This is a genomic window from Catellatospora chokoriensis, from assembly GCF_011297315.1.
Classification (GTDB): Bacteria; Actinomycetota; Actinomycetes; order Mycobacteriales; family Micromonosporaceae; genus Catellatospora; species Catellatospora citrea.
Genome location: NZ_JAAOTI010000004.1, coordinates 304866 through 330110 on the forward strand (window position 1 = coordinate 304866; position 25245 = coordinate 330110).

Sequence of the window (25245 nt, forward strand, 5' to 3'; positions counted from 1 at the left end):
GTAACATCTGCGTCGTGCTGGTCCGGAGGTACGGCTGGGACGGCTTGCTGCTGGAGGTCGACGACCCGGCGGCGTGGTTCCGCACGCTGCGGGCCGCCCGCGAACGCGGCACGCTGAGCTGCGAGGAGATCGTGCCCGCGGCCCGCACCGTGCTGCTGCGCGGGGTACGGGGCGAGCCGCGCTGGGCCGACCTCGCGCCCGCTGCCGCACCGCCCGCACCGCCGCAGCGGGTGGACGTGCCGGTGCACTGGGACGGGCCCGACCACGACGCCGTCGCGGCGGCCTGGCAGACCGACCCGGCGCGGGTGCTCCGCGAGACCGTGTTCACGGTCGCGTTCTGCGGGTTCGCGCCCGGCTTCGGTTACCTGACCGGGCTGCCCGAGCGGCGCTGGCTGCCCCGGCTGGCCAGCCCGCGAACCCGGGTGCCGGCAGGGTCCGTCGCGCTCGCGGGGCCGTACGCCGGAATCTATCCGCGCAGCTCGCCCGGCGGCTGGCAGCTGGTCGGCCGCACCGACGCGGTCCTGTTCGACCTCGACCGGGAGCCGCCCGCGCTGCTCGCGCCGGGCACGCTGGTGAGGTTCACCGATGCTTGAGGTGGTGGGGCCGGGGCCGCTGGCGACCGTGCAGGACCTGGGCCGGGTCGGGTACGCCGAGCTCGGGGTGTCCCGGTCCGGCGCGCTCGACGGTCCGGCGCTGCGGCTGGCCAACCGGCTCGTCGGCAACCCGGAGAGCTGCGCGGGGATCGAGTTCACCTACGGCGGGGCGAGCCTGCGGGCCCACACGTCCGTCTGGTGCGCGCTCACCGGGGCGCCCGCGCCCCTGTCGGTCGACGGCCGCCCGGTGCCCTACGGGGTCGCGTTCGGGTTGCCCGCGGGCGCACGCCTGGAGATCGGGCTCCCGCGTCACGGCATCCGCAGCTACCTCGCCGTGTCCGGTGGTGTCGCGGTCCCGGCGGTGCTCGGCTCCCGCAGCACCGACACCCTCTCCGGCATCGGCCCCGATCCGCTGCGGTCCGGTCAGGTCCTGCCGGTCGGGGCATGGCGGGACGGCAGCGCACACGGCGGTGGGACGGGTGACCTCGGCACGGCAGGCGCAGCGGTCGAGCCGGCACCGATCGGGGCAGGCGGGTGGGGGGTCGACTTCGTTCCGGTGAGCGCGCCGGGAGCGGAGATCCGGCTGCGGGTGCGGCTCGGGCCGCGCGACGACTGGTTCACCGACGCCGGTGAGCTGCTGCGACATGCGTACACGGCGGGCCAGGGCGACCGCATCGGGGTGCGGCTGGACGGGCCGCCGCTGGCCCGCGCCGTGCCCGGCGAGCTGCCCAGCGAAGGGCTGCTGGCCGGGGCGATCCAGGTGCCCGGCGACGGGCGGCCGCTGGTGTTCCTCGCCGACCACCCGACCACCGGCGGTTACCCGGTCGCCGGGGTGGTCCACCCCGACGATCTCGGGCTGCTCGCGCAGGCGCGTCCAGGCACTAGGGTGGTCTTCCATGGATCTCAACGCTGATCTCGGTGAGGGTTTCGGCCGCTGGGAGCTCGGTGACGACGAGGCCCTGCTCGACGTGGTGACCAGCGCCAACGTCGCCTGCGGCTTCCACGCCGGGGACGCCGCGACGATGCGCCGCATCTGCGAGCTGGCCGCCCGGCAGGGGGTGGCCGTGGGCGCGCAGGTCGGCTACCGCGACCTGGCCGGCTTCGGGCGCAGATTCATCGACTACGAACTCGACCAGCTCCGCGACGAGATCATCTACCAGGTCGGGGCGTTGCAGGCGCTGGCCGCGGCCGAGGGCGCCCGGGTGCGATACCTCAAACCGCACGGCGCGCTCTACCACGCGACCGCGCACATCGACGCGATCGTCGAGGCGGCGCAGGCCACCGGGCTGCCGGTGCTGTGCGCGCCCGGCTCACCGCTCGCGACGGCGGCCGGGGACGCGGTAGTGCCGGTATACGCCGAGGGCTTCGCCGATCGCGCCTACCGGGCCGACGCGACCCTGCTCCCACGCAGCAAGCCCGGCGCGGTCATCACCGACCAGGAGGAGGTGGTGGCCCGCGCGCTGCTGATGGCGGTGGACCAGCGCGTCATCGCGCTCGACGGCACCGTGCTGCCGCACGCCGTGGACTCCATCTGCCTGCACGGCGACACCCCCGGCGCGGTCGCCCTGGCCCGCGCCGTCCGCGAGGCCCTCCAGTACGCCGACGTCCCCCTCCGCCCCTTCCTCTCCTGACCCACCCCCACCTGCCGCAACTCTTAAAGAGTCGCGGTTTCGGCGGGCACCGGAAGGCGCGACTCTTTAAGAGTTGCGCCGCCAACTCGGGTGGGTGGGTGGGTTAGGTGTCGAGGCCGCGGAGGATTAGGGGGAGGCGGTCGGGGGCGTCGGGGGTGATCACGATGGGGACGCCCCAGTCCTGGCGGGTGAGGTGGCAGGCCGGGAACTCGGCGTCGGCGTCGCAGGTCGCCGCCTGGGCCACGACCTGGAGCACGCCTTGGCCCACGGCCGGGTTGAGGACCAGCTTGCGGGACAGGTCGGTGGTCACCCCGGCGCCTTCGAGCAGCAGCTCGGCGGGGGAGGCGGACACCTCCAGCCGGGTCGGTTCGCCGAAGCTGCGGTCCAGCTTCTGCCCCGGCGCGGGCGTGAAGATGACGTCCAGCGTGACGCTGCCAGCGGCCAGCGGCGACGGCGGCCGCTCGACCTTGTGCCGGCCGCCGTCCACCAGGCCGGCCGCCGCGGGCGCGAGCCGGACCAGCCGGTGCGCGGCCGACTCGACCACGATCACGCTGCCGTCCGCGTCGAGTACGACGTCGCTGGGCTCGGCCAGGCCGCTGTCCACGGTGGACACCGTGCCGTCCTGCCAGCGCCGGATCGCCCCGTTGTACGTGTCGGCGATCAGCACCGAGCCGTCCGGCAGCGCGCACACGCCCAGCGGGTGCTGCAGCAGGGCCTGGTCGGCGGGGCCGTCCACGTGCCCGAAGTCGAACAGGCCCTGCCCGACCGCGGTGTGCATCTGCCCGTCGGCGATCCATCGCAGCGCGCTGGTCTCCGAGTCGGCCAGCCACAGCCGGCTCCCGTCGGGCGAGACCGACAGCCCCGACGGCTGAGCCATCCACACCTGGTCCAGCGCGCCGTCGCGCAGCGCCTCGACGGTGGTGCCCGCGTACAACCCGACGGTCCGCTTCACGGGGTCGAACCACCACAGCGTGTGCGTGCCCGCCATGGCCACGATCACCTTGCCGTCGAACCAGGCGACGTCCCACGGCGAGGACAGGTCCATGGCGCGGGCGTCGTGGGAGTGGCCGTCCAGGCTGGACCGCCACTGCTTGCCGGTGCCGGCCACCGTGGTCACGGCCAGGTCGCTCAGGCGTACGCCGCGCAGCAGGTGGTTCACCGTGTCCGCGACGACGACGTCGTAGCCGGCCAGGGCCGCCACCTCGGGCGGCAGCAGGCACAGGCCCTGGGGCTCGGAGAAGCTCGCCTCCGCGGCGTCGCCGTCGGCCCGGCCGCGCCGGCCTGAGCCGACGCGCCGCAGCACCGCCGACAGATCCTGGTCCAGCACGGCCAGGCTGTGCCGGGCCGAGTCGGACACGAGCAGGGTGCCGTCGGGCAGCGGCAGCGCCTTGCCGGGGAAGCGCAGCAGGCTGTCGCTCGGCGGCGGGGGCACGAACGGGCCGTCGCCGCGGTGCAGCGTGCCCTTCGCCTCGTGTACGGCGATCAGCTCGTCCAGCAGGCGGCTCAGCCCCTCGGCGTGGCCCTCGCCGGCCATGTTCGCCACCACGTAACCCTCGGGGTCGATCACCGAGAGCGTCGGCCAGGCCTTGGCGGCGTATTGCTGCCACATGTCCATGGCCGGGTCGTCGAGCACCGGGTGGTCCACGCCGTAGCGCTCGACCGCCGCGGCCAGCGCGTCCGCGTCGCGCTCGTGCTCGAACTTCGGCGAGTGCACCCCGATGATCACCAGCACGTCGGCGTACTTCTGCTCGAGCGGGCGCAGCTCGTCGAGCACGTGCAGGCAGTTGATGCAGCAGAAGGTCCAGAAGTCCAGGATCACGATCCGGCCGCGCAGGTCGGCCAGCTTGAGGTCCTTGCCGCCGGTGTTCAACCAGCCTCGTCCGCGCAGCTCCGGCGCCCGTACCCGCATCACGCCATTCTGCCCGATCATGCGGGGAGCCGGTCGGGGGCGGGGTGTGACGTCCCGTACCGCCGGTGCGAGGTCAGGCTGGGACGGGCACCGGAGCCGCGGGCGTCGCCGGCTCGGCGAGGCGGCCGTCCTGCTCCGGGGTGATCAACTTGCGCAGCGACAGGGCCACCAGCGAGGCGGCGAGCGTGCCGACGGTGACCAGCGCGATCCACACGCCGCCCAGCCCAGCGCCGAGCAGCGGGCCGGCGCTGACCGGGGCGACGATCGCGGACATGCCCCACACCATCGAGGAGAGCGCGTTGTAGCGGCCGCGCAGCTCGTCCGAGGCGAGCACGTTGACCAGGGCCGGGCTGACCGGTGACAGCATCGTCTCGCCCACCGCGAAGATCGCGCCGAACAGGATCACGATCACCGCGCTCAGCACCGCGTTGCTGCCGTCGACGTAGCCGGCCAGGCCGAGCACCAGCCAGGCGGTGCCGAAGACGCCGCCGACCGCGGCCAGCGCCCGGGTGCGGCTGCGGCCCTGAAGCTTCCTGATGACGAGCAGCTGAGCCAGCACGATCACGATGGTGTTGGCGGTGAAGGCGTACCCGATGATCTGCGGGGTGACGCCCGCGACCTTGGTGGCGAAGCCGGTGAAGCCGACCTCCAGCTGCGCGTATCCGGACACGGTGAGCAGCACGCTGAAGATGATCAGGCGGCGGAACGGCTTGTGCCGCAGCACCTCGGCATAGCCCCGCTTGCGGCCGTTCTCGTTCAGGGTCGGCGTCTCCACCAGCCGCCGACCCACCCCGGGCATGGTCAGCAGGATCAGGAACGGTCCGGCGTAGCAGAGCATGTCCAGCAGGTAGATCAGCTGGAAGGTGCCGGGCCGGGCGGTGTCCACGATCGTGCCGGCGGTCGCCGAGCCGATGCCGATGCCGAGGTTGAGCAGGGCGAACTGCAGGCCGAACACCCGCTGCCGCTCCTGCTCCCCGGTGATCGAGGTGAGGATGGTGTTCTGGCCCGCCCAGATCGTCGAGGCGCCCAGGCCGCTCAGTGTCAGCGCTGCGGCTGCCTGCCAGGTGTTGCCGACCAGCGCCAGGGAGCCGACGCCGACCGCCTCGATCAGCAGCGCGGGCATGACCACCCGGCGCGCGCCGAACCGGTCGATCAGCGAGCCCGACAGTGGCGAGACGGCCAGGGTGAGCAGGCCGAACCAGCCGATGAGCAGGCCCACCGTGGTGCCGGACAGGTGCCGCACCTCGGTGAGGTAGATGAACAGGAACGGCAGCGTCAACCCCCGGCCCAGCGCGGAGAAGAGGGTGCCGACGAGCATCCGGCGTGCTTCGGGCCTCGCGGGCAGGGCGTCGCGCAACATGCGCCCAGTCTGGTGGCCGGGTGTGACGTCACGCGAACGAAATATAAGGCCCTGTGGTCAGTACCACAGGGCCTTTCAACACTTACGAGTGCCGGACCGTCACGAGGTCGGGGTGGCCGCGGGCTCCGAGGGCGCCGTCGACGGCTGCGCGCCGTCGCCGGAGTTCGGCACCAGGCACAGCACCTTGCTGCCGACCGTGACATGCGGCTGCGTCTTGTCCTCGCACTGCTCCTTGTTGTCACCGACCGAGACGACCTTGTAGGTCTGCGGCTCGGTGCACGCGGAGGCGACGGCCACGTCGCCCGACTGCTTGAGGCAGTCGCCGACGCCGAACGTCGGCGCGGCGGCGTCGTCGCCGTTGAGCAGCTTGTCCACGCCGATCAGGACACCGAAGGCGACGGCCAGCAGCAGCGCGCAGCCCACGACCACCATGATGATCACGCGACCGCTGCGGACCGGCTTGATCTCGAGCGCGCCGGTGCCCGTCTCGTCGGGCTTGAACTTGTCGAACTTCGACTGGTCCTGCGGCGGCGTGTCCAGCGGCGGCCGCTGGCCGGGCACCACGCCCGTGCCGGGCGGGGGACCGGACGGGCGGGCCGGGGGCTGCATCGGGCCGCGCGGCGGCGGGCCCGACGGTGCCTGGCCGGCCGGTGACGACGGCGGGGTGCCGTACACGCTGGGCGGCGGGCCGGCCGGGGCCGGCGGTGCGGCCGGGGGCGGCGGAGCCACCGGGGGCGCGGCAGCGGCCTGCGGGGCCGCGGCCGGCTGGAGCAGATCGCCGAACGCGTGCTGGCGGGGCTGGCGCTGGGCCGGCACCGGAGCGCCGCCCTGCGGCCCGGCGTGCTCGGGCGCGGCCGGGGCAGGCTGCTCCGCCGGGCGGGCGGGCGCGCCGTACACGGTGGACGAGCGGGCGATCGGCGGCGTGACCGGCTGCTCGGGCGAAACCGGCTGGGCACTGGGCACGGTCACCCGTGCGGTGGCCCGCGCGGCGCCGGCGGCGGGCTGCGCCGGGGGAGGCGGCGACACCGGAGCGGACGCCGGAACCTCCGGCTCGGCAGGCGCGGAGACCGCGGCGGAGCCGTACACCCGGCCCTGGGACTTGGGCAGCGCGGCGGGCACGTCCTCGGCCGGGCTGATCCGGCTGGCGGTCGGCACCGCTGCGGAGGCGACCCCGGCGGAGGCGCGCGCGACGGCGGGCGGCGGGGTGACCGGGATGGCCGGCGGAGTGCTCACGGGCGTCTGCGACGCGGGCGGCGAACTGACCGGGCCCGCGGCCGGTGGCGGGCTCACGGAAGCCGCGGCGACAGCCGGCTCGTAAGACGGCGCGGGCGTCGGCTCGTAAGACGGCGTGGGGGTGGGCTCGTACGACGGCGCGGGCTCGTAGGACGGCGCAGGCTCGTACGAAGAGGCGGGCTCGTAGGACGGCGCAGGCTCGTACGAAGAGGCGGGCTCGTAGGACGGCGCGGGCGTCGGCTCGTAGGACGGCGCAGGTTCGTACGACGGCGCGGGGGTCGGCTCGTAGGACGGCGCGGGCTCGTACGACGAAGCGGGCTCGTACGACGGCGTGGCCGCGGGCTCGTAAGAGGACGACGGCTCGTAGGCAGGCGCAGGCTCATACGACGGCGCGGGCTCGTAGGACGGCGCGGGGGTCGGCTCGTACGGCGCGGCGGGCTCGTAGGCGGGTGCCGCGGGCTCGTACGTCGAGGTCGACGAGTACGTCGAGGACTCGTACGGCGTCGGGGCGGGTTCGTAGGCGGGCGGCGGCTCGTAAGCCGGCGCGGCCGGGGACTCCGGCTCGGGGTCCATCAGCGCGGCGACCGCGGGCGGGGGCGTCCACGGGCCGGTCGGGGCGCTGGGCTTGGGCGACTCGCCAGCCGCGAAGGCGGCCCAGGAGCCCGACGCGGTGGCCGGCTCGGCCGGCTGCTCGAACGTGGGCGCCGCGGGCGGCTGCTCCTGCGGCTTGCTGAAGTCGGAGTAGTCCGGCCAGGCCTGCTCCGCGGCGGGCGCGGCGGCGGCCGACTGCCACGGCTGCTCCGCGGCGGGTGCGGCGGCCGACTGCCAGGGCTGCTCGGCGGCGGGCTCGGGCTGCCACGGCTGCTCGGTGGGGGTGGACCAGTCCGGCGAGGTGGCCCAGTCCGGCTGTGCCGGCGGCGTCGACCAGTCGGGCTCCGCCGGGGGAGTCGAGGTGACGAAGGGCTCGTGCGCGGCGAACGACGACGACATCTCGTGGCGCACGCCGGGGATCGGCACGACGGCCGGGGCCGGCACGTACGGCGCCTCGTCGCCTGCGGGGGCCGCCGCGGCGGGTTCGGCCGGGAATCCGCTGAACGCGGGCGGTGCCTGGTCGGCGACCGAGTCCGGCGGGAACGACGACTCCTCCGGCGTGCTGCCGTAGGGAGTGAAGACCGGGAACTCGTCGGGCGCCGGCGGCGCTTCGAACAAGCCGAACCCGCTCTTGCGCTCGGCTGGCTCAGCCGGCGGCCAGCCGGACTGCTGCGGTGCCTCGGACGTCATACGCGCACGCCTCCCTCTCTTTCGCCAGCCCTGGGAGACGCCGAGCGGAAGGAACGCAGGGGTCATGAGCCGAGGGGTGGCGGCCGTGCCCACCGTACCGGTACTCACGCGCGACCGGAATACGGGGAGGCGGGTTCACGTCAGCCGCCCGCCACGACCGCGGACGCATTGCGGCCCCTGTCGCCGGATGGCGCGACAGGGGCCGCAACGCTCTTGGAGGAGGAGAAACGACTCAGTGCAGGCGTGCGAAGACGGCTGCCATCGGGTCACCGAGTTCCGCGGCGCGGCGACGCTGCGCGCGCTCGGCATGGGTGCGCTCGAGGTGGATCTGCTCGGCGCTGCGGCTCCGCGTCCGCATCTTCTTCATGATGCTCATACCAACTATTACAGCGCATCGGGCCCTACCTGTGCCAACGATTATTCGGTGAGTTGCACCACGAGCCGACGATTCGTAGGTGAACGCCTCATGTCCGCGGAGTGATCGCAGCCAGCAACTCGGGTTGCCGGTGGTCGAGGATGTCACCCGCGGTGAGCACGCCGAGCCAGATCGCACCTGCCGCGTAGGCGAGACCGACCGGCAGCGCCAGCGCCGCGCCGACCGAGCCGCCGAGCAGCACCAGCAGCAGCACCGGCACGGCCAGCACCATGCCGGCGAACCAGGCGGCCATCGCCAGCAGACTCTTCGCGACGCCGGTGCCCGTGTTGATCGCGAACGGGTTCTGGTTCTCCGGAAGGGCGTACGCAGCCCAGACCGACGCGTGCGTGGCGCACGCCAGGCCGGTCCCGTACGCGGCGAACAGGGTCCCGACCATCGCCGGGAGCAGCAGCAGGTCCCCGCGCAACACCGCGTTGAGCACGGCGAGGGCCAGCAGCAGCGGCACGATGTACCAGGAGTACGCCACCGCCCTGGCCCGCAGTTCCACCCGGCCCGGCACGCCGACCACCACGTGCATCGCGTACGCGGTGCCGTCGTAGCCGAACTGGTTCGCGATGCCGAGCCCGGCCAGCGCGCCGACCAGCACCATCGAGCCGCCGTGCACGCCCTGGGCGACGACGTTGCCGTCGGCGCCCGGACCCAGGTTCGTGACCACCGGCAGGAACACCCCGATCACCGCGAACGTGATCAGGCTGGCCCGCCGCCGCACGTCGCGCACCCAGTAGCGCAGCTCGCGCTGCACCATCGCGCCGTACGGGGTGCGTGGCAGGCGGGCCCGGCCGAAGAACCGGGCGACCGGCGCGCCGGTGGCCGCCCGCACCCGGACCTCGCCGCCGCCGGACGTGCCGACCATCGCCGACTCCAGCGAGCTCGACCACCACCACAGGAGCAGCAGCACCGTCCCGACCGTGACGGCCAGCCGCCCCGCGACCGCCGCCCAGTCCCCGTGCACCGCATCGAGGCCCACCACGTACGGCGCGGCCAACGGGGTCCAGCCGAGCACGTCGGCGAACGCGGTCAGCCGCTCGGTGCCGACCTGCTGCGCGCCCGAGGTGAGCAGGAACTGGATCGGGCCCAGCGACGCGGCGAGCACCGCGAGCACCACGGCGGCCAGGTCACGGGTGCGCCGGGCCCGCAGCGCGCGGGCGAAGCCGCTGGTCACGGCCCGGCTCACCACGACGCACAGGAGCAGGCCGAGCAGCAGTCCGACGGCCGCGACCAGAGCGGGCAGCGGCCCTCCGGCCATGCCCGCGCCGATCGCCAGTCCGGTGGTCGCCAGCAGCGTGCCGAACGCGGGCACGCCCAGCAGCGCGGCGATCAGCAGGCCGCGCAGCAGCGTCGGCCGGGGCAGCGGGAGCAGGGCGAACCGGCCGGGCTCCAGGGTCTCGTCGACGCCGAACCAGACCAGGGGCATCAGGATCCAGCCGAGCACCAGCACGGTCCCGGAGAACGCGGGGATCACGGCGCCCCAGGCGGGAGCGTTGGGCAGGAACGGGATCAGGAGGAACAGCGCCGCCAGCACGCCGTAGAACAGCGCCGAGAGCAGGCCGATCACGAACAGGATCACCTTGCCGGGGCGGCCGCGGAAGCCGTTGCGCAGCACGCGCAGCTTGAGGTGGGCGAAGGTCAGAGCCATGACAGCTCCGAGCCGGTCGACACGCGCCCGCCGACCACCGCGACGAACGCCTCCTCCAGGCTCCGCCCGTCGCGCACCTCGTCGAGCGTGCCGACCGCGCTGATCCGGCCGTTCGCCATGATCGCGACGTGGCTGCACAGCCGCTCCACGACCTCCAGCACGTGGCTGGAGAAGATGACGGTGCCGCCACCGGCGACGTAGCGGGTGAGGATGTCGCGGATGGCCGCGCCGCTGACCGGGTCGACGGCCTCGAACGGCTCGTCGAGCACCAGCAGCCGGGGCGCGTGCAGCAGCGCGCAGGCCAGCGCGATCTTCTTCTTCATGCCGGCCGAGTAGTCGATCACGAGGGTGCGCCCGGCGTCGGTCAGCGCGAGCACGTCGAGCAGCTCGGCGACCCGGGCGTCGATGACGTCGGGCGCCATGCCGCGCAGCAGCCCCTGGTAGGTGAGCAGCTCGGTGCCGTCGAGGCGGTCGAAGAGGCGTACGCCGTCGGGCATCACGCCGATCAGCGACTTGGCCCGGACCGGGTCACGCCAGACGTCGTGGCCGAGCACCAGGGCCCGGCCGGCGTCCGGCCGCAGCAGGCCGACCGCCATGGACAGGGTGGTGGTCTTGCCCGCCCCGTTCGGCCCGAGCAGGCCGAAGAACGAGCCCGCCGGCACGGCCAGCTCCACGCCGTCGACGGCGACCTTGGTGTCGAACTTCTTGACCAGGCCCTGGAGGGCGAATGCGCTGTCGGGGATCACGCGTCCGACTGTAGACGCGGGGTGCCCGCCCGTCGCCCCCTGCGAGAGGCGACGGGCGGGCGGCTGACTACCTGCGGGCGTTGAGGTTGTCGGACTCGGTGCAGGCCCGGCCGGCGGGCATGGTCTGGATGTCGGCGAGCAGCTCGCGGGCGTGCGCGCGGCTGAGGTTCCAGGAGTACCACTGGTCCGGGTTGGCCTTCAGATCGCGGATCATCCAGCTGAGGGCGCAACTGCGGTACGGCTCCGGCAGCTGGGCCAGGGCCGGCGCCGCGTCCGGGCCCAGGGCCCGCAGGTACCAGAAGTCGATCTTCTGGAAGCGCTCGACGTTCTGCTCGGCGATGAAGTGCTCCGGGTTCGCCGCGCCCAGGAACAGCAGCAGCCCCGCGAAACCGGCCACCGCCGCCCGCGGGAACCACGAGGCCCGCAGCTTCCACCCGGCGATCGCGATCAGGATGAAGACGCCGCCGAGGTAGAGCTCGACCGAGCCGAAGAACAGCCGCTCGCGGGTCCAGCCGTAGGTGTTCTGGTAGAGCCACATGCGCCAGACCGCCGAGCCGACGATCACCATGCTCAGCAGCACCAGCGCGCCGAGCAGGGTGCGCAGCAGCACCCGGTCCTGCGAGGTCTCCTTTGACGCCCAGCGCGACACCAGGCCGATGACGACCAGGGTCAGCATGGTCACCACGAGCAGCTGGCCGAAGCCCTGCACGGCGTACTCGGAGAAGGTCAGCCCGCTGGTCTTCTGGATGTAGGCCTTGTCGCCGAAGATGAACCGCAGCTGCACGACCACGAACGCGCCGAACAGCAGCACCAGGCCGCCGAGCGGCAGCGCGACCTCGATGCGGCCGATGCGCCGCGTGGCGGGCCGCTCCAGCCCGGACAGGTCCGGCGGCGCCAGCACGGTGAAGATCGCACCTGCGGTGATCAGGCCGCCGACGACGGTGTACAGCACTCCACGGAAGATCGCGCGGGCGTTGATCTCAGGCAGGATGTCGCCGAGCATGGTCGCGAACGCGGCGTCCGCCGATGCGAACAGCGCACCGAAGACGACCAGCAGCACGAACGTCACCACCAGGGACAGCACGATCCGGCCCGCGGTGCCGCTCTTCTCCCGCGTCTGCTGCCAGGCACGGGCGCCCTTGGCCAGCCACGGGATGGACCGGAAGAAGGCCAGCGGCAGTGCCAGCGCGCCCACCACGACGGCCCGGACCGAGTGGCCGCCGGCCACCGCCAGCGAACCGCAGGCCAGCGCGCCGAGGACGCAGAAGACGTACAGCCAGCCCGCGTCGCGGAACGTGCCGACGGCCAGCAGCGCCACAGCCAGCACCGCCCAGCCGATCCGCACCCAGCGCTCGGTCCGGGTGTCCGGCTTCGGGCCGAACCGCGCCGCGTGCCAGACCGCACCCGTCATGACGAGGCCGACCAGCAGCCAGCCGATGCCGGGGCGGCTCAGCGGCAGCGCGATCGCGGTGGCCAGGCCGCCGATCAGCGCGGCGACCCAGGCCGCCGACCCGCCCGCGTAGTCAGGCCCCTGCCAGCGCGTCTGCAGGAAGCCCGGCGGGGGCGGGGGCAGCGGGGAGAACCGGGCCAAGTCGGCCGGGTACGTCTGCGGTGGCACGGCGGCGGTCGCCACGGGCACCGCAGCCGTCACGGCGGGCGCGGCGGCGGCCGGAGCAGGCGTCGCCGCTGCCGGCTCGGCAGCCGGGGCCACCGCGTCGGGTGCGGCCCACGTGCCCGCATCCGGCGCGGGCGCGTCCACCGCGTGCGCCTGTGCTGCGCCGGCCGCGGGGTCCGCGGTTGCGGCGTCGCCGGTGGCGGCCGCAGCCGCCTGCTCCGCCTCGGCGGCGTCGGTGGTGGCCGGGGCCTTGGCCGCCTTCGCGGGGGTGCGCTTGCGGGCCGGTGCCTTCTTCGCCGGTGCCGCCGCCTCCGCGGCAGGTGGCGACGGCTCGTCAGGCTGCGGTGGGTTGTCCGGAGAGGTGTCTGACATCGTTGGCTCCGACTTCTGCGGGCGACTGATGAGGTACAGGTTTCTGGGGCAGGGTGATGCGGACGCGGCAGCCGATCCCGCCGGGCGGGTCGACGATCGCTATCGAACCGTGGTGCAGTTCCACCGCCCAGCGGGCGATGGCGAGGCCGAGACCGGTGCCGCCGTCTGACGACTCGGCGCTCTTGCCTCTGGTGAAACGCTCGAAGACCCGCTCCCGGAGGGCGGGCGCGATGCCCACTCCCTGGTCGAGCACCTCGAAGACGGTATGGGTGCCGGTCGGGTGGGCGCTGACGGTGACCAGCCCGCCGGCCGGGCTGTGCCGGGCGGCGTTCTCCAGCAGGTTCGCGAAGACCTGGTGCAGGCGTGCCGGGTCGGCGTCGATGGTGTGCGGAACGACGTCGTGCAGCCGGAACCGGGTCGCCGGCGCGTTCAGGCTCGCCTCCTCGACGACCCGGGCCAGGAACTCCGCGACCGGCATCGGCGCCCGGCGCAGCGCCGAGGCGCCCGCGTCGACCTTCGACAGATCCAGCAGCTCGGTGACCAGGCGGGACAGCCGCTCGGTCTGCGCCAGGGCGGTGCGCAGCGTGGCCGGGTCGGCACTGCTCACGCCGTCGACGATGTTCTCCAGCACCCCGTGCAGCGCGGTGATCGGCGTACGCAGCTCGTGCGACACGTTCGCGATCAGCTCGCGCCGCTGCTGGTCGCTGGCGGCGAGGTCGGCCGCCATCAGGTTGAACGCGCGGGCCAGCTCGCCCACCTCGTCCCGGCTCGTGGCGCGCACCCGGCGGCTGTAGTCACCGCGGGCCATCGCCCGCGCCGCCGCGGTCATCTCGCGCAGCGGCTTGGTCATGCCGTGCGCCAGCACCTGCAACGTGATCAGCCCGACCAGGGCCGCGGAGAAGGCGACCGGCCAGTTGACGAACCCGAGCCGGCCCCAGAACACCACCAGGCCGGTCGCGCCGGAGATGCCGAGCAGGATGGCCAGCTTCAGCTTGATCGACCGGAACGGGTCGAGCGGCCGGGGCAGCCGGTCCAGCGCCCGGTTGGACAGCACGATCAGGGGCCCCAGCACGCGGTACATGGGCTGGGTGAGCCAGTCGAGGACGCGTTCGATCACGTGGTTTCGGCTTCCAGGGCGTATCCGACTCCGTGCACCGTGCGAATCAGGTCGGCACCCAGCTTGCGGCGCAGCGCCTTGATGTGGGAATCGACCGTGCGGGTGCCGTAGCCCTCGGCCCAGCCCCAGATCTCGGCCAGCAGCCGCTCCCGCGGCAGCACCGCCCGGTGCCGCTCGGCGAGGTAGACGAGCAGGTCGTACTCGGTCGGGGTGAGGTGGGCCTCGGCCCCGTCCCGGCGCACCCGGCGCTCCGATCGGATGATCTCCAGCGGGCCCAGCTTGAGCGGCGCGTCCGGGGCGGTCGACCGGTCGGCGCGGCGCAGCAGCGCGTGCACCCGGGCGGCCAGCACCCGCATCGAGAACGGCTTGGTGAGGTAGTCGTCGGCGCCCACGGCGAGCCCGACCAGCAAGTCGTTCTCGTCATCGCGGGCGGTGAGCATGAGCACCGGCACCGGCCGCTGCGCCTGCACCCGGCGGCAGACCTCCAGCCCGTCGAAGCCCGGCAGCATCAGATCCAGCACGATCAGGTCGGGCTTCAGCCGGCCCGCGGCCTCCACGGCGGCCGGACCCGTGCCGGCGTGCGCGACCGCGAAGCCCTCGGCCCGCAGCCGGGCGATCACCGACCCGGCGATGGTGGGATCGTCCTCCACCACCAGGACGCGACGTTCACTCATGACCAGGGACTGTAGCGGTCACCTGTGCATGTCCTCAGTCCCAGTTGTGAAGGACTTGTGCGCGGGACCGGTGTGAACGCATCGCTGAACGTGCCCGGCGTCCGTCATTTGACCTGGGGAAGCTTCCTCGCCGCAGATTCGTGCTGCACTCTGGAGATGTCACACGGGCACCGATAGAGAGGACGGGTGACAACGATGACCCATCCGCTGCTCCGGCCTCAGCCGCCGCGCGCCTGGCAGTTCGAGGACCTGCTCGACACTCCCGACGACGGCTACCGGTACGAGATTTACGACGGGAGCCTGCTCGTGACGCCCCAGCCCCCGCTGCCCCATGCCGGCCTGGTGTTCCGGTTGCGCCGCGGCCTCGACCGGCAGGCGCCCGAGACGCTCGCCGTGAGCGAGGGCATCGGAGTGCTGCGGGACAACGGCACCTCCTATTTCGTTCCAGACCTAGTGATCTTCGACGCGGACCTGTTCGGCAGGCCTTTGTCTGCGCTTCCTCCGACCGCGGTGCATCTCGTGGCGGAGGTGGTGTCCCCGGGTAATCCGAACAACGATCTAGTGATCAAGCGCCATGGCTACGCCATGATCGGTGTTCCCGAATACTGGATCATCGACTCGCGGACCCGCGAATTCTTGGTCCTCACGGACCCGAGCCCGTTCGGTTACCAGGCTGAGGAGAAGCGGTCGAGGGAGATTCGCGGCACCGCGCCGTTCCCCTACCGACTCGACCTGGACGCGCTCTTCGGCTGAGAACGAGACGGCCGGGCAGCTCGATGAGCTGCCCGGCCGTCTCTCAGATCTGCGTCAGTAGGCACCCTTGCGCCGGAGCACGACGCCGACGGTGCGCCAGAGGATGCTCAGGTCGTATGCCAAAGACCAGTTGTCGACGTAGTAGAGGTCCAGCCGGACCGCTTCGTCCCAGCTCAGGTCGGAGCGGCCGGAGACCTGCCACAGGCCGGTCATGCCGGGGCGCACCAGCAGCCGTCGGCGTACGTCGCCGAGGTAGTCGCCGTCGTCGGCGGGCAGCGGGCGCGGCCCGACCAGCGACATCTCACCCTTGAGCACGTTGATCAGCTGCGGCAGCTCGTCGATCGAGCTGGCCCGCAGGAAGCGCCCGACCGGCGTGACCCGCGGATCGTCGCGGATCTTGAAAAGCATGCCGTCGCCCTCGTTCTGGGCTTCGAGCTTGCTCTTGCGCTCCTCGGCGTCGGTGTACATGGTGCGGAACTTCCACACCTTGAACACCCGGCCCTCGTGGCCGACCCGCAGCTGCCGGAAGAACGCCGGGCCGCGGTCGGTGATCGAGATGGCCAGCGAGATGACCAGCAGCAGCGGCGTCAGCAGCAGCAGGCCGAAGAAGGCGGCGACCCGGTCCAGCAGGTTCTTGGCCAGCCAGGCCATGCCGGAGAGCTTGGGCTCCTCGACGTGCAGCAGCGGCAGGCCCTCGATCGGGCGGATGTGCACCCGGGGGCCGGCGATGTCGGTGAGCTGCGGCGCGACCACCAGGTCGATGCCGGTGCCCTCCAGCTGCCAGGCGAGGCGGCGCAGCTCGTCGGGCTCCGCGCCGGCCGAGCCGCACACCGCGATGGTGTCGGCGCGCAGCTCGTGCACGAGGTCGACCAGGTTGCGGCCGTAGTGCACCGGCACCGGGGCCTGGGCGCGGCGGGAGGCCGGCAGGTGCTCGGAGAGGTGGATGGCGACGGGCACCAGGCCGGCCTTCGGATTGCGCGAGACGACCTTGTAGACGAAGAGCGTCTCGGGCAGGGAACCGACCAAGAGCATCCGGTATGTGGCCAATCGGCCGCGGCGGCGCACCACGTACAGGGCGCGGCGGGCCAGTAATCGCATGCCGAAGATGTAGGCCATCGCGGCGATGATCACGAACGCGACGATGCCGCGGGACAGGCCTTCTCCCGGCCCGCCCTTCTGGAAACCGAAGGCGAGGAAGGAGACGCTGGCCGCGACGGCGATGGTGGACCGGAACACCCGCTTGAACTCGTCGGTGCCCAGGCCGATGACGCGGCGGTCGTAGGCGCCGTTGGCCCACAGCAGCAGCAGCCAGATCAGCGGCATGAAGGCGTACGCGACAAGCTGGAACTGGATTTCCCGGTCGAAACCGGAAGTGACCCGATTGCTCTCGAACTGCGTGATGGCGGTCCAGCTCGCCGCGGCGGCACAGAGCAAGTCGCCGATGACCAGGCAGAGGATGTAGGGCCGGTGCCAACGGGCGCGGCGCGCGGTGGACCGGGCGAACGCGTTGCGGGCGACGCCGTCGGTCTTCGGCACTGGGGGCAGCTCGTATCGGTCGGCTACGTAATCCGGGACATTCGACCGCTTGGGCACGGTGGTCGGGTGCTTCAGGCTCGTCGTCACCTCACCTGGGTCCTCCCGTGCGTCACGTTCCTGCCCGGTGGTGCCGGCAGGTGCTGTAGCCCTGCGGTCGGAACGTGCGGCAGGACGGGTGTCGCCCACAACGTTCAGTCTCGCATGGTTTGTCCGGGGTCGGCGGAGACACCGTGTCGGCGATGCGTCCGAAGACTCCCAGGACCGGGACACTATACGAACTGGGCTGTGCGTGACACTAGCGCAGGAGTTTGGAAAGTCGGCGGTCTGCGAGCGGTTTTCCACCGGTTTGGCAGGTGGGGCAGTACTGCAGGCTGGAATCGGCGAACGACACCTCACGTACCGTATCGCCGCAGACCGGACAGGGCTGCCCAGTCCTCCCGTGTACCCGCAGGCCGGCCCGCTTCTCCGCCTTCAGCGTGGCCGCCTTCTGCCCCACCGAGCGCTCCAGCGCCTCCGTCAGCACCTGCTGGATCGCGCTGTGCAGGCTCTCCAGCTGCTCCGACGTCAGCCGGTCCGCCCGCGCGTACGGCGACAGCCGCGCCACGTGCAGGATCTCGTCGGAGTACGCGTTGCCGATCCCGGAGAGCACCTGCTGGTCCCGCAGCACCCCCTTGATCTGGGAGTTGAGGGGGCGCAGCAGCTCGGTCAGGCTCGCCAGGTCCAGGCCCAGCGCGTCCGGACCGAGCCGGGCGATGCCGGGCACCTGGTTCACGTCGGTCACCAGGTACGCGGAGAGCTTCTTGCGGGTGCCGGCCTCGGTCAGGTCGAAGCCCGACCCGTCGCCCAGCCGCACCCGCAGCGCGATCGGCCCGCTGCCCGGTTTGAGCAGCGTGTCCGGCAGCGCGTCGCGGTAGTGCAGCCAGCCGGCGCGGGCCAGGTGGATCACCAGGTGCAGGTCCCCGAGCTCGATGTCGAGGAATTTGCCGTGCCGGCCGGCACCGGTGATCGTCAGTCCGTGGGTCGCTGACAGGGGCGGGTCGAACGTCTTGAGGGCGCTGATCGCCGACACGTCGACCCGCTCGACGCGCTGGCCTACCGCTCGCTCGCGCAGGTACGCGGCGAGCGCCTCCACCTCGGGCAACTCGGGCACGGCGCTAACGCTACCGTTCTATGGTCAGCCGAACAGAGAGCAGGAAACCGTTGAAGGTCGTCGTCGCCCACAATCGGTACCGCTCCGAGCTGCCCTCGGGCGAGAACGTCATCGTCGACCTCGAGATGGCGCAGCTGGAGGCGGCCGGGCTCACCGTGCTGCCGTTCCTGCGCAGCTCCGACGACATCCCGTCGCTGACGGCCGCGCAGAAGGTGCTGCTGCCGATCTCCCCGATCTGGGCGCCGTCCGCGCAGAAGGACCTGGCCCGGCTGCTCCGCGAACAGCGCCCGGACGTGCTGCACCTGCACAACCCGTACCCCCTGCTCTCGCCCTGGGTGGTGCGCACCGCGCACGCGCACGGCGTGCCGGTGGTGCAGACGGTGCACAACTACCGCCAGGTGTGCGCGCCCGGCCTGTACTTCCGCGACGGCCACGCCTGCCACGAGTGCCGGGGCAGGGCGTTCGCGCTGCCCGCGATCAAGCACAAGTGCTACCGCGGGTCCACCGCGCAGAGCGCGATCATGGCGACCACGCTGGCGGTGCACCGCTCCACCTGGCGCTCGGTCGACCGCTACATCGCGCTGACCGAGGCGATCGCCGACCACCTGCGTGACTACGGCATCACCGACGGCCAGATCACGGTCAAGCCGAACGCGGTCGAGGACCCGGGCCCGCCCCCGGCGGCCGGTGACGGCCTGCTCTTCGCGGCCCGGCTGTCCCCGGAGAAGGGGCTGGGCCTGCTGCTGGACGCATGGCGGCGGCACCCCGACGGCGCGCTGGGCCGGCTGCGCATCGCCGGTGAGGGCGAGCTGCGCCCGCTGGCCGAGCAGGTGGCCGCGGAGCGCACCGACGTGGAGTACCTCGGCCCGATGGACCGGATGGGGGTCCGCGCGGCGCTGCGCACCTCCGCCATGGTGGCCGTGCCGTCGACCTGGCACGACGTGCTGCCGACCGCGATCCTCGAGGCGCTGGCGAACGGCCGGCCGGTGCTCGGCACCAACCTCGGCGGCATCCCGTACCTGATCGGCGACGCCGGGTTCGCGGTCCCGCCCACTGTCGACGACTGGGCCGCAGCCCTGCCCGACGCCCTCAAGGCCGCGCCGACCCTCACCGACGCGGCCCGCCGCCGCTACCTCGACACCTTCCACCCCGACGTGGTCACCTCCCAGCTCATCGACGTCTACACGTCCCTCCGCCCCCGCAGCTGATCACCCGACCTGCCGGGCGCCTGTGCGTATCTTGGAACCGCACCTGCCCGGCAAGCCGAACGATCATGGCTGGCCGCGACCGTCACGGTTGGGCGTAGAGCGCCGGGAGGTCGACCAGGAGGACGTTCTCGGTCTCGGCGGCGCTCAGCAGATCGGGCGTGAAGCCGGCACCGCTGTAGCAGGCCAGGCGGGTGCCGGCGGTCCGGTGGCCCTTGGCAGCCAGCAGGTCACGAGCCCGCCGCAGTCGGTCGAGGTGGGGCAGGCCCATGGTCTGCTTCCACTTGGCCTCGCCGAGCGAGAGCACCTGCCCCTCGGTGCCCAGCACCGCGACGTCGACCTGGATCTGCGACCGGGCTGCCGGATCGGCGACCGTGCCGGCCGCGACCGTGCTCGGTGGCCCGCCGAACAGGGCCACCGCGTTGCGCAGGGCGTACTCCCGGCACAGCTGCTCGAAGTGCGGCCCGGCGACCTGGGACCGGAACGTCTCCTGACCAGCCTGCCAGGCCTGCTCGGCCATGCCGCGCTCCAGGAAGCTCCAGTTGCGTCGCATCACCGCCGAGTAGAACGTGACCAGCGGTTCCGCGATCCGGTACGTCGAGCGCCCGGTGCGGAAGGCGTCGGGCTCCTTGGACACCAGCCCGCAGTCCTCCAGCACGGTCAGCGGGTGGCTGATGTTGGTCGAGGGCCTTTCCAGGTAGCTCGCGATCCCGCCACGGGTGTTGTGGCCGAGTGCGATCGCGCCCAGGACACCGTGGTAGAGCGGGGTGTCCCGGGCCCCGGTCTCCTCGGCCAGCAGGTAGCGAGCCTCGCGGAACAGCGGGACGGACGGGTTGAGCACGGTGCGGATCACCCAGTCACCGAAATCGGCGAGGTCGGCCGGGGCGTCCGAGTGCACGAACTCGTGCCGGTAGGCGGGTGTGCCGCCGACGACGCTGTGCAGCAGCACGGCCAGTTCCGGCTGGTCGAGCACGCCCCAGAACTCGGCCGCGGTGCGGTAGTCCATGGGCGGCACCACCAGTTCGAGGCTCGCCCGGCCCCGCAACGGTGCGTTGCCGCTCAGCAGGCCGCCCATCACCGCCATCGCCGAACCACAGACCAGCAGCTTCGACGTGGTGTCGCGGGCGAGTCCGCCGGGGTCCAGCACCTGCTGGAGCTGCGAGGCCAGGGCCGGGCTGGCCGCCAGGAGGTAGGGCAGTTCGTCGATGATGATCAAACCATCAGGCACCACGGCGTACAGCTGCCGCAGCGCGTCCTCCCAGTTGTGCAGCTGGAACTCGCCGCCCGAACCGGTGCGAGCGGCCAGCGCGCGGCCGAACCGGCGCAGCGACTCCAGCTCGGTGTCCTCGGTCGCCGCGAAGTAGAAGCCACCGGTCGCTCGTGCCAGCGCGTCGAGGAGGAACGTCTTACCCTGCCGCCGCCGCCCGCTGACCACGCCGAACCGGGCGCTGGCGGCGGGGGACCCGGCGAAACGGGCGAGTGCCCCCCACTCGGCGGTGCGGTCGAAGACGTTGTCAGGTTTCGCGAGCATATGTAGAACCATAGTTCTTAGAGGTGTAGTTCTAAGAACTATGGTTCTAACAAGTCAGCCGCGTAGTGCCGTACGGGCGGTGAAGGTGATGCTGGCCAGCAGGAAGCCGAAGTTGACGACGGTGAACGCGGCGATGAACCAGATCGTCAGCGCCGGGGCCAGGGTCAGCACCAGCCCGGCGACGAAGATGACCGCGCCGTAGTCGCGCACCAGTTTCACGATGCGCACCGGCAGCGACGTCGAGGTGACCATCGAGTTCGCGTCGCCCGCGCTGGCGAGCACGCTGGTGACGAGGTTGACCATCCAGGAGCCGGCGAACAGCGCGCTCAGCCACAGCGGCGGCCGGGCCACCGCCACCAGCGCGGTGACCAGCAGGATCTGCGTGGCCACGTCGCACAGGATGTCGATGCGGGCGCCCGCGGCGCTGCGCTGGCTCGTCACCCGGGCCAGCTGCCCGTCGGCGCAGTCCAGCGAGTACGCCACCTGCCAGCCGAGCAGCGCGAGCAGCCCGTACAGCGGGGTGATCGCGGCCGTGCCGTCCTGCGCGCGCAGCACCAGGACCACCGACACGGCGATGCCGAGCACCAGGTTGAGCAGGGTCAGGTGCGTCGGCTTGAGCCCGGTGCGGGCCGCGACCAGCGCGAACACCGCGCCGAGGCGCTGGCTGAACGCCTCGGAGAACAGCCCGCCGCCCCGGTTCACCGCGTAGAAGTCGGCGACCCGGGGACGGGGCGTGGTCAGCGTGTCAGTGGACGGCATCCGCGTAGTCTGCCACTCGTGTGATCAGCTCGTCGCGACCCAGGTCGAGGTGCTCCAGGATGGTATAGCGGTCCGGCCGCGTACGCGGCGCGAACTCGACCGCGGCCACGAAGTCGTGGTCACTGATGCCCAGGTCGGCCGGGGTACGCGGCAGGCCGTGGCGCTTCATGCAGGCGCTGAGCCGGTCGAACCGCGACTGTTGCGCGGGCTCGATCGAGGCCCGCAGGAACGTGCAGAACAGCGCGCCGAGCCCGCACTGCTCGCCGTGCGAGGCGGTGCCGGGGTGCAGCCGGTCCAGCGCGTGCGAGATCTCGTGGCACCCGCCGCTGGCGGGCCGGCTGGACCCGCACACCGCCATGGCCAGCCCGCCGAGGATGAGCGATTCGGCGAGGCTGGTCAGGAAGTCGTCGTCGGTCAGCGAGCCGGGGTGGTTGAGCAGGGCTTCGGCACTGGCGCGGGCCAGCGTCACGGCGAGGCCGTCGATCGGTTCGCCGCGCTCGCGGTGCGCCAGCTCCCAGTCGGCCACCGCGTTGAGGTTGCTCAGCGCGTCACCGATGCCGGCCCTGGTCTGCGCATCCGGGCCGTCGTCGACGAAGTCGAGGTCCACCACCACGGCGATCGGGATGTGCACGCCGTAGGAGCCCTTGAAGCCGTCGTGTTCCAGGGAGGCCACGGGCGAGGCGATGCCGTCGTTGGCGAGGCTGGTGGCGACGCTCACCATCGGGATGCCGAACCGGGTGGCCGCGTACTTCGCGGTGTCTATGGTCTTGCCGCCGCCGATGCCGACCACGGCGTCGTAGTTGCGGCGGCGCAGCTTCTCGCCCACCTCGTGGGCCGAGTCGAGCGTGCCGCCGACGACCGTGAACACGTCGGCGCTGCCCAGGCCGGGGCGGCACAGCTCGGCGACACGTTCGCCCAGCCCCGGCCCGACCACCAGCGCGACCTCGCCGCCCGCGGAGATGCGCCGGTCGGCCAGCAGCGTGCCGAGGTCGGCGATGGCGCCTCGCCGGACCTCGATCGCCAGCGGCGTGTTGACCGTGCGGGCTAGTAGTGGCATGCGATCTCCCGCGCGCGGGCCAGGTCGTCGTGGTTGTCGACCTCGACCCAGGGGATCTGCCCGATGGACGCGCCGCGGATGACCCCGCCCCGGTTCGCCAGCTCCTGGTAGCCGTCCTCGTAGTAGAGGTTCGGGTCCCGCTCGAAGGTGGCCTGCAGCGCGTCGGCCAGCGCCGCGGCGGCCTCGGGCCGGATCAGGGTCGCGCCGATGTACTCGCCGTGCGCGGTGGCGGGGTCCATCAGCTTGGTGATCTTCGCGAGCTTGCCGTCCGCCGTGAAGATCGCCTTCATCTCCTCGTCGGCGAGCGTCTTGTGGTCGTCGAGCGCCAGCACGATGCCCGCGTCGGCGTGCTCGTCGCTGGCCATGGCGGTCAGCAGGGTCTGCTCGACCGAGACCGGGTGCACGGTGTCGCCGTTGACCAGCAGCACGCCCCGGGCGAAGTGCTCCCGGGCCAGCCAGAGGGAGTACGCGTTGTTCCACTCCTCGGCCTTGTCGTTGTGCACGAGGGTGAGGGTGACGCCGTACTTGCTCTCCAGCGCCGCCTGGCGGGCCTCGACGGCCTCGGCGCGGTAACCCACCACGACCACGACCTCGGTGAGCCCGACCTTCGCCAGGTTGCGCAGGGCGATGTCGAAGATCGTCGTTTCGCCGTCCACCGGCACCAGGGCCTTGGGCAGCGTGTCGGTGTAGGGGCGCAGCCGGCGTCCAGCGCCCGCGGCCAGCACCATCCCGATCATTGGTGGCTCCTTCGAGGGGGTACGGAGGGTGTTTCGTCGCTGGTGAAGGCTACTGCACCTGAGCGTGGCGGCCGAGCCAGCACAAGCCGCGACCTATAACAAGTCTTGTGAGTTGCCCACAACCCGGCCCAAGATGTCCGTACGGTGCGTTTCAATGGGGTTGCGTTCCGAAGGGGTGATTGCATATGGCTAACGCTGCACAGGCGCACGCGATGCATGTTCGTGAGGCGATGAGCAAGCCGGTCCTGATGGTCGGCCCACAGCACACGTTGCGCCAGGCGGCTCAGCTCATGGCGATGCGCCGGGTGGGCTCGGCGATCGTGATAGACCCGGACGGTGAGGGTCTCGGCATCATGACCGAGCGCGACGTCCTCAACGCCATCGGCTCCGGCCTCGACCCGGATGTGGAGCAGTGCGCCAACCACATCACCTGGGACGTCGTCTACGCCGCGCCGCACTGGAGCCTCGAGGAGGCCGCCATGGCGATGGCCCGGGGCGGGTTCCGCCACCTGGTCGTCCTCGACGGCGACGAGGTGCTCGGCATCATCTCGGTCCGCGATCTGATGCGGGTGTGGGCGCTGCGCCGCGCCGAGGCCGCCGCCTCCGTCTGACCGCAACCGACGATCTTGCGGGGACCGGGGTCTTCGCGCGCCTTTTTCCGGCGATCGACCCTGGTTCCGGCAAGGATCGTCGTGATCATGTCGGATGACACGAAGGGGCGGGTGGAGCGGTCTCGCATTTCGGTCGCATTAACCTGTCAACATGACCGCCGAGCAGCTCATCTCGTTCGCCCGGGGCGCTCCGAGCCTCGACATCGTCGATGTCGAAGGGCTCAGCGCCGCGGCTGTCCGCGCCTTCGCCACCGACCCGGCCGGCCTCACCGCGTACGGCAACTCCTACGGCTACGGCCCGCTCCGCAAGTGGATCGCGGCCAAGCACGGGGTGGCCGTCGACCAGGTGCTGATCACCAACGGCTCCCTGCAGGCCGACGCGTTCCTCTTCAACCACCTCGTCAAGCCCGGTGACCACGTCGTGGTGGAGAAGCCGACCTACGACCGGACCCTGCTGAACCTGCAGAACCTCGGCGCGGTCGTGCACCAGGTGACGCTGCACCCGGACGGCATCGACACCGCCGAGCTGCGCGCCCTGCTGGAGTCGGGGGTGCGGCCGAAGCTCGCACACATCATCCCGAACTACCAGAACCCGGCGGGTGTGACGCTGTCCGAGGCCAAGCGGCACGAGCTGCTCGCGCTGGCGCAGGAGTTCGGCTTCACGATCTTCGAGGACGATCCGTACGTCGACATCCGGTTCCGCGGCGAGGCGCTGCCGACGATGCTGTCGCTGGACACCGCGGGCGTCGTCGTGCACGCCAGCTCCTTCACCAAGACGGTGTGCCCGGGGGTCCGGGTCGGTTACCTGGTCGGCGACAAGGCGCTGATCGACGCCATCGCGGGCAAGGCGACCAACCTCTACATCTCCGCGGGCCAGGTCGCGCAGGGCATCGTGTACGAGTTCTGCGCCTCCGGCGACATCGACCGTTCCGTGGCCACGGTCAGCGCCGCGCTCGCCGAGCGCGCCACGGTGCTGGCGGAGTCGCTGCGCAAGCGGATCGACGGGGTGTCGTTCACCGAGCCCGACGGCGGCTACTTCCTCTGGATCGAGCTGCCGGCCGACGTACACGTCGACAAGCTGCTGCCGGCCGCCGCCGAGCGCGGCGTGGCGGTGGTGAAGGGCTCGGACTTCCTGCTGGAGGGTGGCGAGAACTCGCTGCGCCTCGCGTTCAGCGCGGTCACCGCGGACCAGATCGACGAGGGTGTGCGCCGCCTCGCCGAGGCCATCGACGCCATTCGCGGTTGATTCGCCGGTTCGGATATCCGACCACCCTTCTGTCGTATTTCTGACAGTCAGATCGGG

22 protein-coding genes are annotated in these 25245 nt (G+C 72.1%); 7 read left to right on the forward strand and 15 right to left on the reverse strand.

The window, feature by feature from the left end; all coding sequences use genetic code 11:
* The first annotated feature begins 14 nt into the window (after nucleotides 1-14).
* The 3 genes from HAV39_RS08600 to HAV39_RS08610 are packed head-to-tail and all read left to right on the forward strand — an operon-like array spanning nucleotide 15 to nucleotide 2224.
* Nucleotides 15-593 (forward strand): 5-oxoprolinase subunit B family protein, encoded by a 579-nt coding sequence (locus tag HAV39_RS08600; protein ID WP_191838616.1) that lies wholly within the window; start codon nucleotides 15-17, stop codon nucleotides 591-593.
* Nucleotides 586-1506, forward strand: coding sequence for a 5-oxoprolinase subunit C family protein (locus HAV39_RS08605; protein WP_191838617.1), 921 nt, complete (start codon nucleotides 586-588; stop codon nucleotides 1504-1506). The genes HAV39_RS08600 and HAV39_RS08605 overlap by 8 nt, the downstream gene beginning before the upstream one ends.
* Nucleotides 1490-2224: a LamB/YcsF family protein gene (locus tag HAV39_RS08610; RefSeq protein ID WP_191838618.1), complete on the forward strand. Its 735-nt coding sequence runs from the start codon at nucleotides 1490-1492 to the stop codon at nucleotides 2222-2224. The genes HAV39_RS08605 and HAV39_RS08610 overlap by 17 nt, the downstream gene beginning before the upstream one ends.
* A 103-nt stretch (nucleotides 2225-2327) precedes the next feature.
* Here the strand turns inward: HAV39_RS08610 and HAV39_RS08615 are convergent, their stop codons facing one another.
* The 9 genes from HAV39_RS08615 to HAV39_RS08655 all read right to left on the reverse strand — a co-directional run bounded on the left by HAV39_RS08615 (nucleotide 2328) and on the right by HAV39_RS08655 (nucleotide 14603).
* The gene (locus tag HAV39_RS08615; protein ID WP_191838619.1) at nucleotides 2328-4133 is read right to left on the reverse strand and encodes an NHL domain-containing thioredoxin family protein; all 1806 of its coding nucleotides are present in this window, start codon (nucleotides 4131-4133) and stop codon (nucleotides 2328-2330) included.
* 73 nt (nucleotides 4134-4206) lie between these two features.
* Nucleotides 4207-5493 carry an MFS transporter gene (locus tag HAV39_RS08620; protein ID WP_191838620.1) on the reverse strand — a complete coding sequence of 429 codons (1287 nt, stop codon included), beginning with the start codon at nucleotides 5491-5493 and terminating at the stop codon, nucleotides 4207-4209.
* A 99-nt stretch (nucleotides 5494-5592) separates the two neighbouring features.
* Entirely contained in the window at nucleotides 5593-8007 is a 2415-nt protein-coding gene (locus HAV39_RS08625) for a hypothetical protein (RefSeq protein ID WP_191838621.1), read from the reverse strand.
* Between the two features lie 232 nt (nucleotides 8008-8239).
* Nucleotides 8240-8383, reverse strand: coding sequence for a hypothetical protein (locus HAV39_RS08630; protein ID WP_191838622.1), 144 nt, complete (start codon nucleotides 8381-8383; stop codon nucleotides 8240-8242).
* Nucleotides 8384-8471: 88 nt separating this feature from the next.
* The gene (locus tag HAV39_RS08635; protein ID WP_191838623.1) at nucleotides 8472-10079 is read right to left on the reverse strand and encodes an ABC transporter permease; all 1608 of its coding nucleotides are present in this window, start codon (nucleotides 10077-10079) and stop codon (nucleotides 8472-8474) included.
* Nucleotides 10070-10825, reverse strand: a complete 756-nt coding sequence (locus HAV39_RS08640; protein WP_191838624.1) for an ABC transporter ATP-binding protein — start codon at nucleotides 10823-10825, stop codon at nucleotides 10070-10072. The genes HAV39_RS08635 and HAV39_RS08640 overlap by 10 nt, the downstream gene beginning before the upstream one ends.
* Nucleotides 10826-10892: 67 nt before the next feature.
* Nucleotides 10893-12812, reverse strand: a complete 1920-nt coding sequence (locus tag HAV39_RS08645; protein WP_191838625.1) for a DUF4153 domain-containing protein — start codon at nucleotides 12810-12812, stop codon at nucleotides 10893-10895.
* On the reverse strand, nucleotides 12775-13929 hold the full coding sequence (locus HAV39_RS08650) for a sensor histidine kinase (protein ID WP_239120854.1): 1155 nt from the start codon (nucleotides 13927-13929) through the stop codon (nucleotides 12775-12777). The genes HAV39_RS08645 and HAV39_RS08650 overlap by 38 nt, the downstream gene beginning before the upstream one ends.
* Nucleotides 13926-14603: a response regulator transcription factor gene (locus HAV39_RS08655; protein WP_120317501.1), complete on the reverse strand. Its 678-nt coding sequence runs from the start codon at nucleotides 14601-14603 to the stop codon at nucleotides 13926-13928. The genes HAV39_RS08650 and HAV39_RS08655 overlap by 4 nt, the downstream gene beginning before the upstream one ends.
* A 195-nt stretch (nucleotides 14604-14798) precedes the next feature.
* On the opposite strand from HAV39_RS08655, the gene HAV39_RS08660 reads away from it, so the two are divergent.
* The gene (locus HAV39_RS08660) at nucleotides 14799-15356 is read left to right on the forward strand and encodes a Uma2 family endonuclease (RefSeq protein WP_191838626.1); all 558 of its coding nucleotides are present in this window, start codon (nucleotides 14799-14801) and stop codon (nucleotides 15354-15356) included.
* A 54-nt stretch (nucleotides 15357-15410) separates the two neighbouring features.
* On the opposite strand, the gene HAV39_RS08665 is transcribed toward HAV39_RS08660, so the two are convergent.
* The gene (locus tag HAV39_RS08665; protein ID WP_120317500.1) at nucleotides 15411-16979 is read right to left on the reverse strand and encodes a sugar transferase; all 1569 of its coding nucleotides are present in this window, start codon (nucleotides 16977-16979) and stop codon (nucleotides 15411-15413) included.
* 208 nt (nucleotides 16980-17187) lie between these two features.
* Nucleotides 17188-18042, reverse strand: coding sequence for an Fpg/Nei family DNA glycosylase (locus HAV39_RS08670; protein WP_191838627.1), 855 nt, complete (start codon nucleotides 18040-18042; stop codon nucleotides 17188-17190).
* Nucleotides 18043-18092: 50 nt separating this feature from the next.
* On the opposite strand from HAV39_RS08670, the gene HAV39_RS08675 reads away from it, so the two are divergent.
* The gene (locus tag HAV39_RS08675; protein ID WP_191838628.1) at nucleotides 18093-19250 is read left to right on the forward strand and encodes a glycosyltransferase family 4 protein; all 1158 of its coding nucleotides are present in this window, start codon (nucleotides 18093-18095) and stop codon (nucleotides 19248-19250) included.
* An 82-nt stretch (nucleotides 19251-19332) separates the two neighbouring features.
* Here HAV39_RS08675 and HAV39_RS08680 read toward each other — a convergent pair whose 3' ends face one another.
* From HAV39_RS08680 to HAV39_RS08695, 4 genes are read right to left on the reverse strand one after another with little or no spacing between them, the layout of a single operon-like run.
* Nucleotides 19333-20778 carry an ATP-binding protein gene (locus HAV39_RS08680; RefSeq protein WP_191838629.1) on the reverse strand — a complete coding sequence of 482 codons (1446 nt, stop codon included), beginning with the start codon at nucleotides 20776-20778 and terminating at the stop codon, nucleotides 19333-19335.
* Nucleotides 20779-20832: 54 nt separating this feature from the next.
* Nucleotides 20833-21537 carry a CDP-alcohol phosphatidyltransferase family protein gene (locus HAV39_RS08685; RefSeq protein ID WP_191838630.1) on the reverse strand — a complete coding sequence of 235 codons (705 nt, stop codon included), beginning with the start codon at nucleotides 21535-21537 and terminating at the stop codon, nucleotides 20833-20835.
* Nucleotides 21524-22594 (reverse strand): iron-containing alcohol dehydrogenase family protein, encoded by a 1071-nt coding sequence (locus HAV39_RS08690; RefSeq protein ID WP_191838631.1) that lies wholly within the window; start codon nucleotides 22592-22594, stop codon nucleotides 21524-21526. Before HAV39_RS08690 ends, HAV39_RS08685 begins: the two co-directional genes overlap by 14 nt.
* Nucleotides 22582-23331, reverse strand: coding sequence for a phosphocholine cytidylyltransferase family protein (locus HAV39_RS08695; RefSeq protein ID WP_191838632.1), 750 nt, complete (start codon nucleotides 23329-23331; stop codon nucleotides 22582-22584). The genes HAV39_RS08690 and HAV39_RS08695 overlap by 13 nt, the downstream gene beginning before the upstream one ends.
* Nucleotides 23332-23543: 212 nt before the next feature.
* On the opposite strand from HAV39_RS08695, the gene HAV39_RS08700 reads away from it, so the two are divergent.
* Both HAV39_RS08700 and HAV39_RS08705 read left to right on the forward strand, forming a co-directional pair.
* Nucleotides 23544-23942, forward strand: coding sequence for a CBS domain-containing protein (locus tag HAV39_RS08700; protein ID WP_120321578.1), 399 nt, complete (start codon nucleotides 23544-23546; stop codon nucleotides 23940-23942).
* 151 nt (nucleotides 23943-24093) lie between these two features.
* The gene (locus HAV39_RS08705) at nucleotides 24094-25188 is read left to right on the forward strand and encodes an aminotransferase-like domain-containing protein (RefSeq protein WP_120317493.1); all 1095 of its coding nucleotides are present in this window, start codon (nucleotides 24094-24096) and stop codon (nucleotides 25186-25188) included.
* The last annotated feature ends 57 nt before the right edge of the window (nucleotides 25189-25245 follow it).

Excerpts from the sequence above, each read along its gene's own strand:
- HAV39_RS08605 (WP_191838617.1), top strand. The coding sequence starts at position 586 with ATGCTTGAGGTGGTGGGGCCGGGGCCGCTGGCGACCGTGCAGGACCTG.
- HAV39_RS08610 (WP_191838618.1), top strand. The coding sequence starts at position 1,490 with ATGGATCTCAACGCTGATCTCGGTGAGGGTTTCGGCCGCTGGGAGCTC.
- HAV39_RS08615 (WP_191838619.1), bottom strand. The coding sequence starts at position 4,133 with ATGCGGGTACGGGCGCCGGAGCTGCGCGGACGAGGCTGGTTGAACACC.
- HAV39_RS08620 (WP_191838620.1), bottom strand. The coding sequence starts at position 5,493 with ATGTTGCGCGACGCCCTGCCCGCGAGGCCCGAAGCACGCCGGATGCTC.
- HAV39_RS08625 (WP_191838621.1), bottom strand. The coding sequence starts at position 8,007 with ATGACGTCCGAGGCACCGCAGCAGTCCGGCTGGCCGCCGGCTGAGCCA.
- HAV39_RS08630 (WP_191838622.1), bottom strand. The coding sequence starts at position 8,383 with ATGAGCATCATGAAGAAGATGCGGACGCGGAGCCGCAGCGCCGAGCAG.
- HAV39_RS08635 (WP_191838623.1), bottom strand. The coding sequence starts at position 10,079 with ATGGCTCTGACCTTCGCCCACCTCAAGCTGCGCGTGCTGCGCAACGGC.
- HAV39_RS08645 (WP_191838625.1), bottom strand. The coding sequence starts at position 12,812 with ATGTCAGACACCTCTCCGGACAACCCACCGCAGCCTGACGAGCCGTCG.
- HAV39_RS08655 (WP_120317501.1), bottom strand. The coding sequence starts at position 14,603 with ATGAGTGAACGTCGCGTCCTGGTGGTGGAGGACGATCCCACCATCGCC.
- HAV39_RS08660 (WP_191838626.1), top strand. The coding sequence starts at position 14,799 with ATGACCCATCCGCTGCTCCGGCCTCAGCCGCCGCGCGCCTGGCAGTTC.
- HAV39_RS08680 (WP_191838629.1), bottom strand. The coding sequence starts at position 20,778 with ATGCTCGCGAAACCTGACAACGTCTTCGACCGCACCGCCGAGTGGGGG.
- HAV39_RS08685 (WP_191838630.1), bottom strand. The coding sequence starts at position 21,537 with ATGCCGTCCACTGACACGCTGACCACGCCCCGTCCCCGGGTCGCCGAC.
- HAV39_RS08690 (WP_191838631.1), bottom strand. The coding sequence starts at position 22,594 with ATGCCACTACTAGCCCGCACGGTCAACACGCCGCTGGCGATCGAGGTC.
- HAV39_RS08695 (WP_191838632.1), bottom strand. The coding sequence starts at position 23,331 with ATGATCGGGATGGTGCTGGCCGCGGGCGCTGGACGCCGGCTGCGCCCC.
- HAV39_RS08700 (WP_120321578.1), top strand. The coding sequence starts at position 23,544 with ATGCATGTTCGTGAGGCGATGAGCAAGCCGGTCCTGATGGTCGGCCCA.
- HAV39_RS08705 (WP_120317493.1), top strand. The coding sequence starts at position 24,094 with ATGACCGCCGAGCAGCTCATCTCGTTCGCCCGGGGCGCTCCGAGCCTC.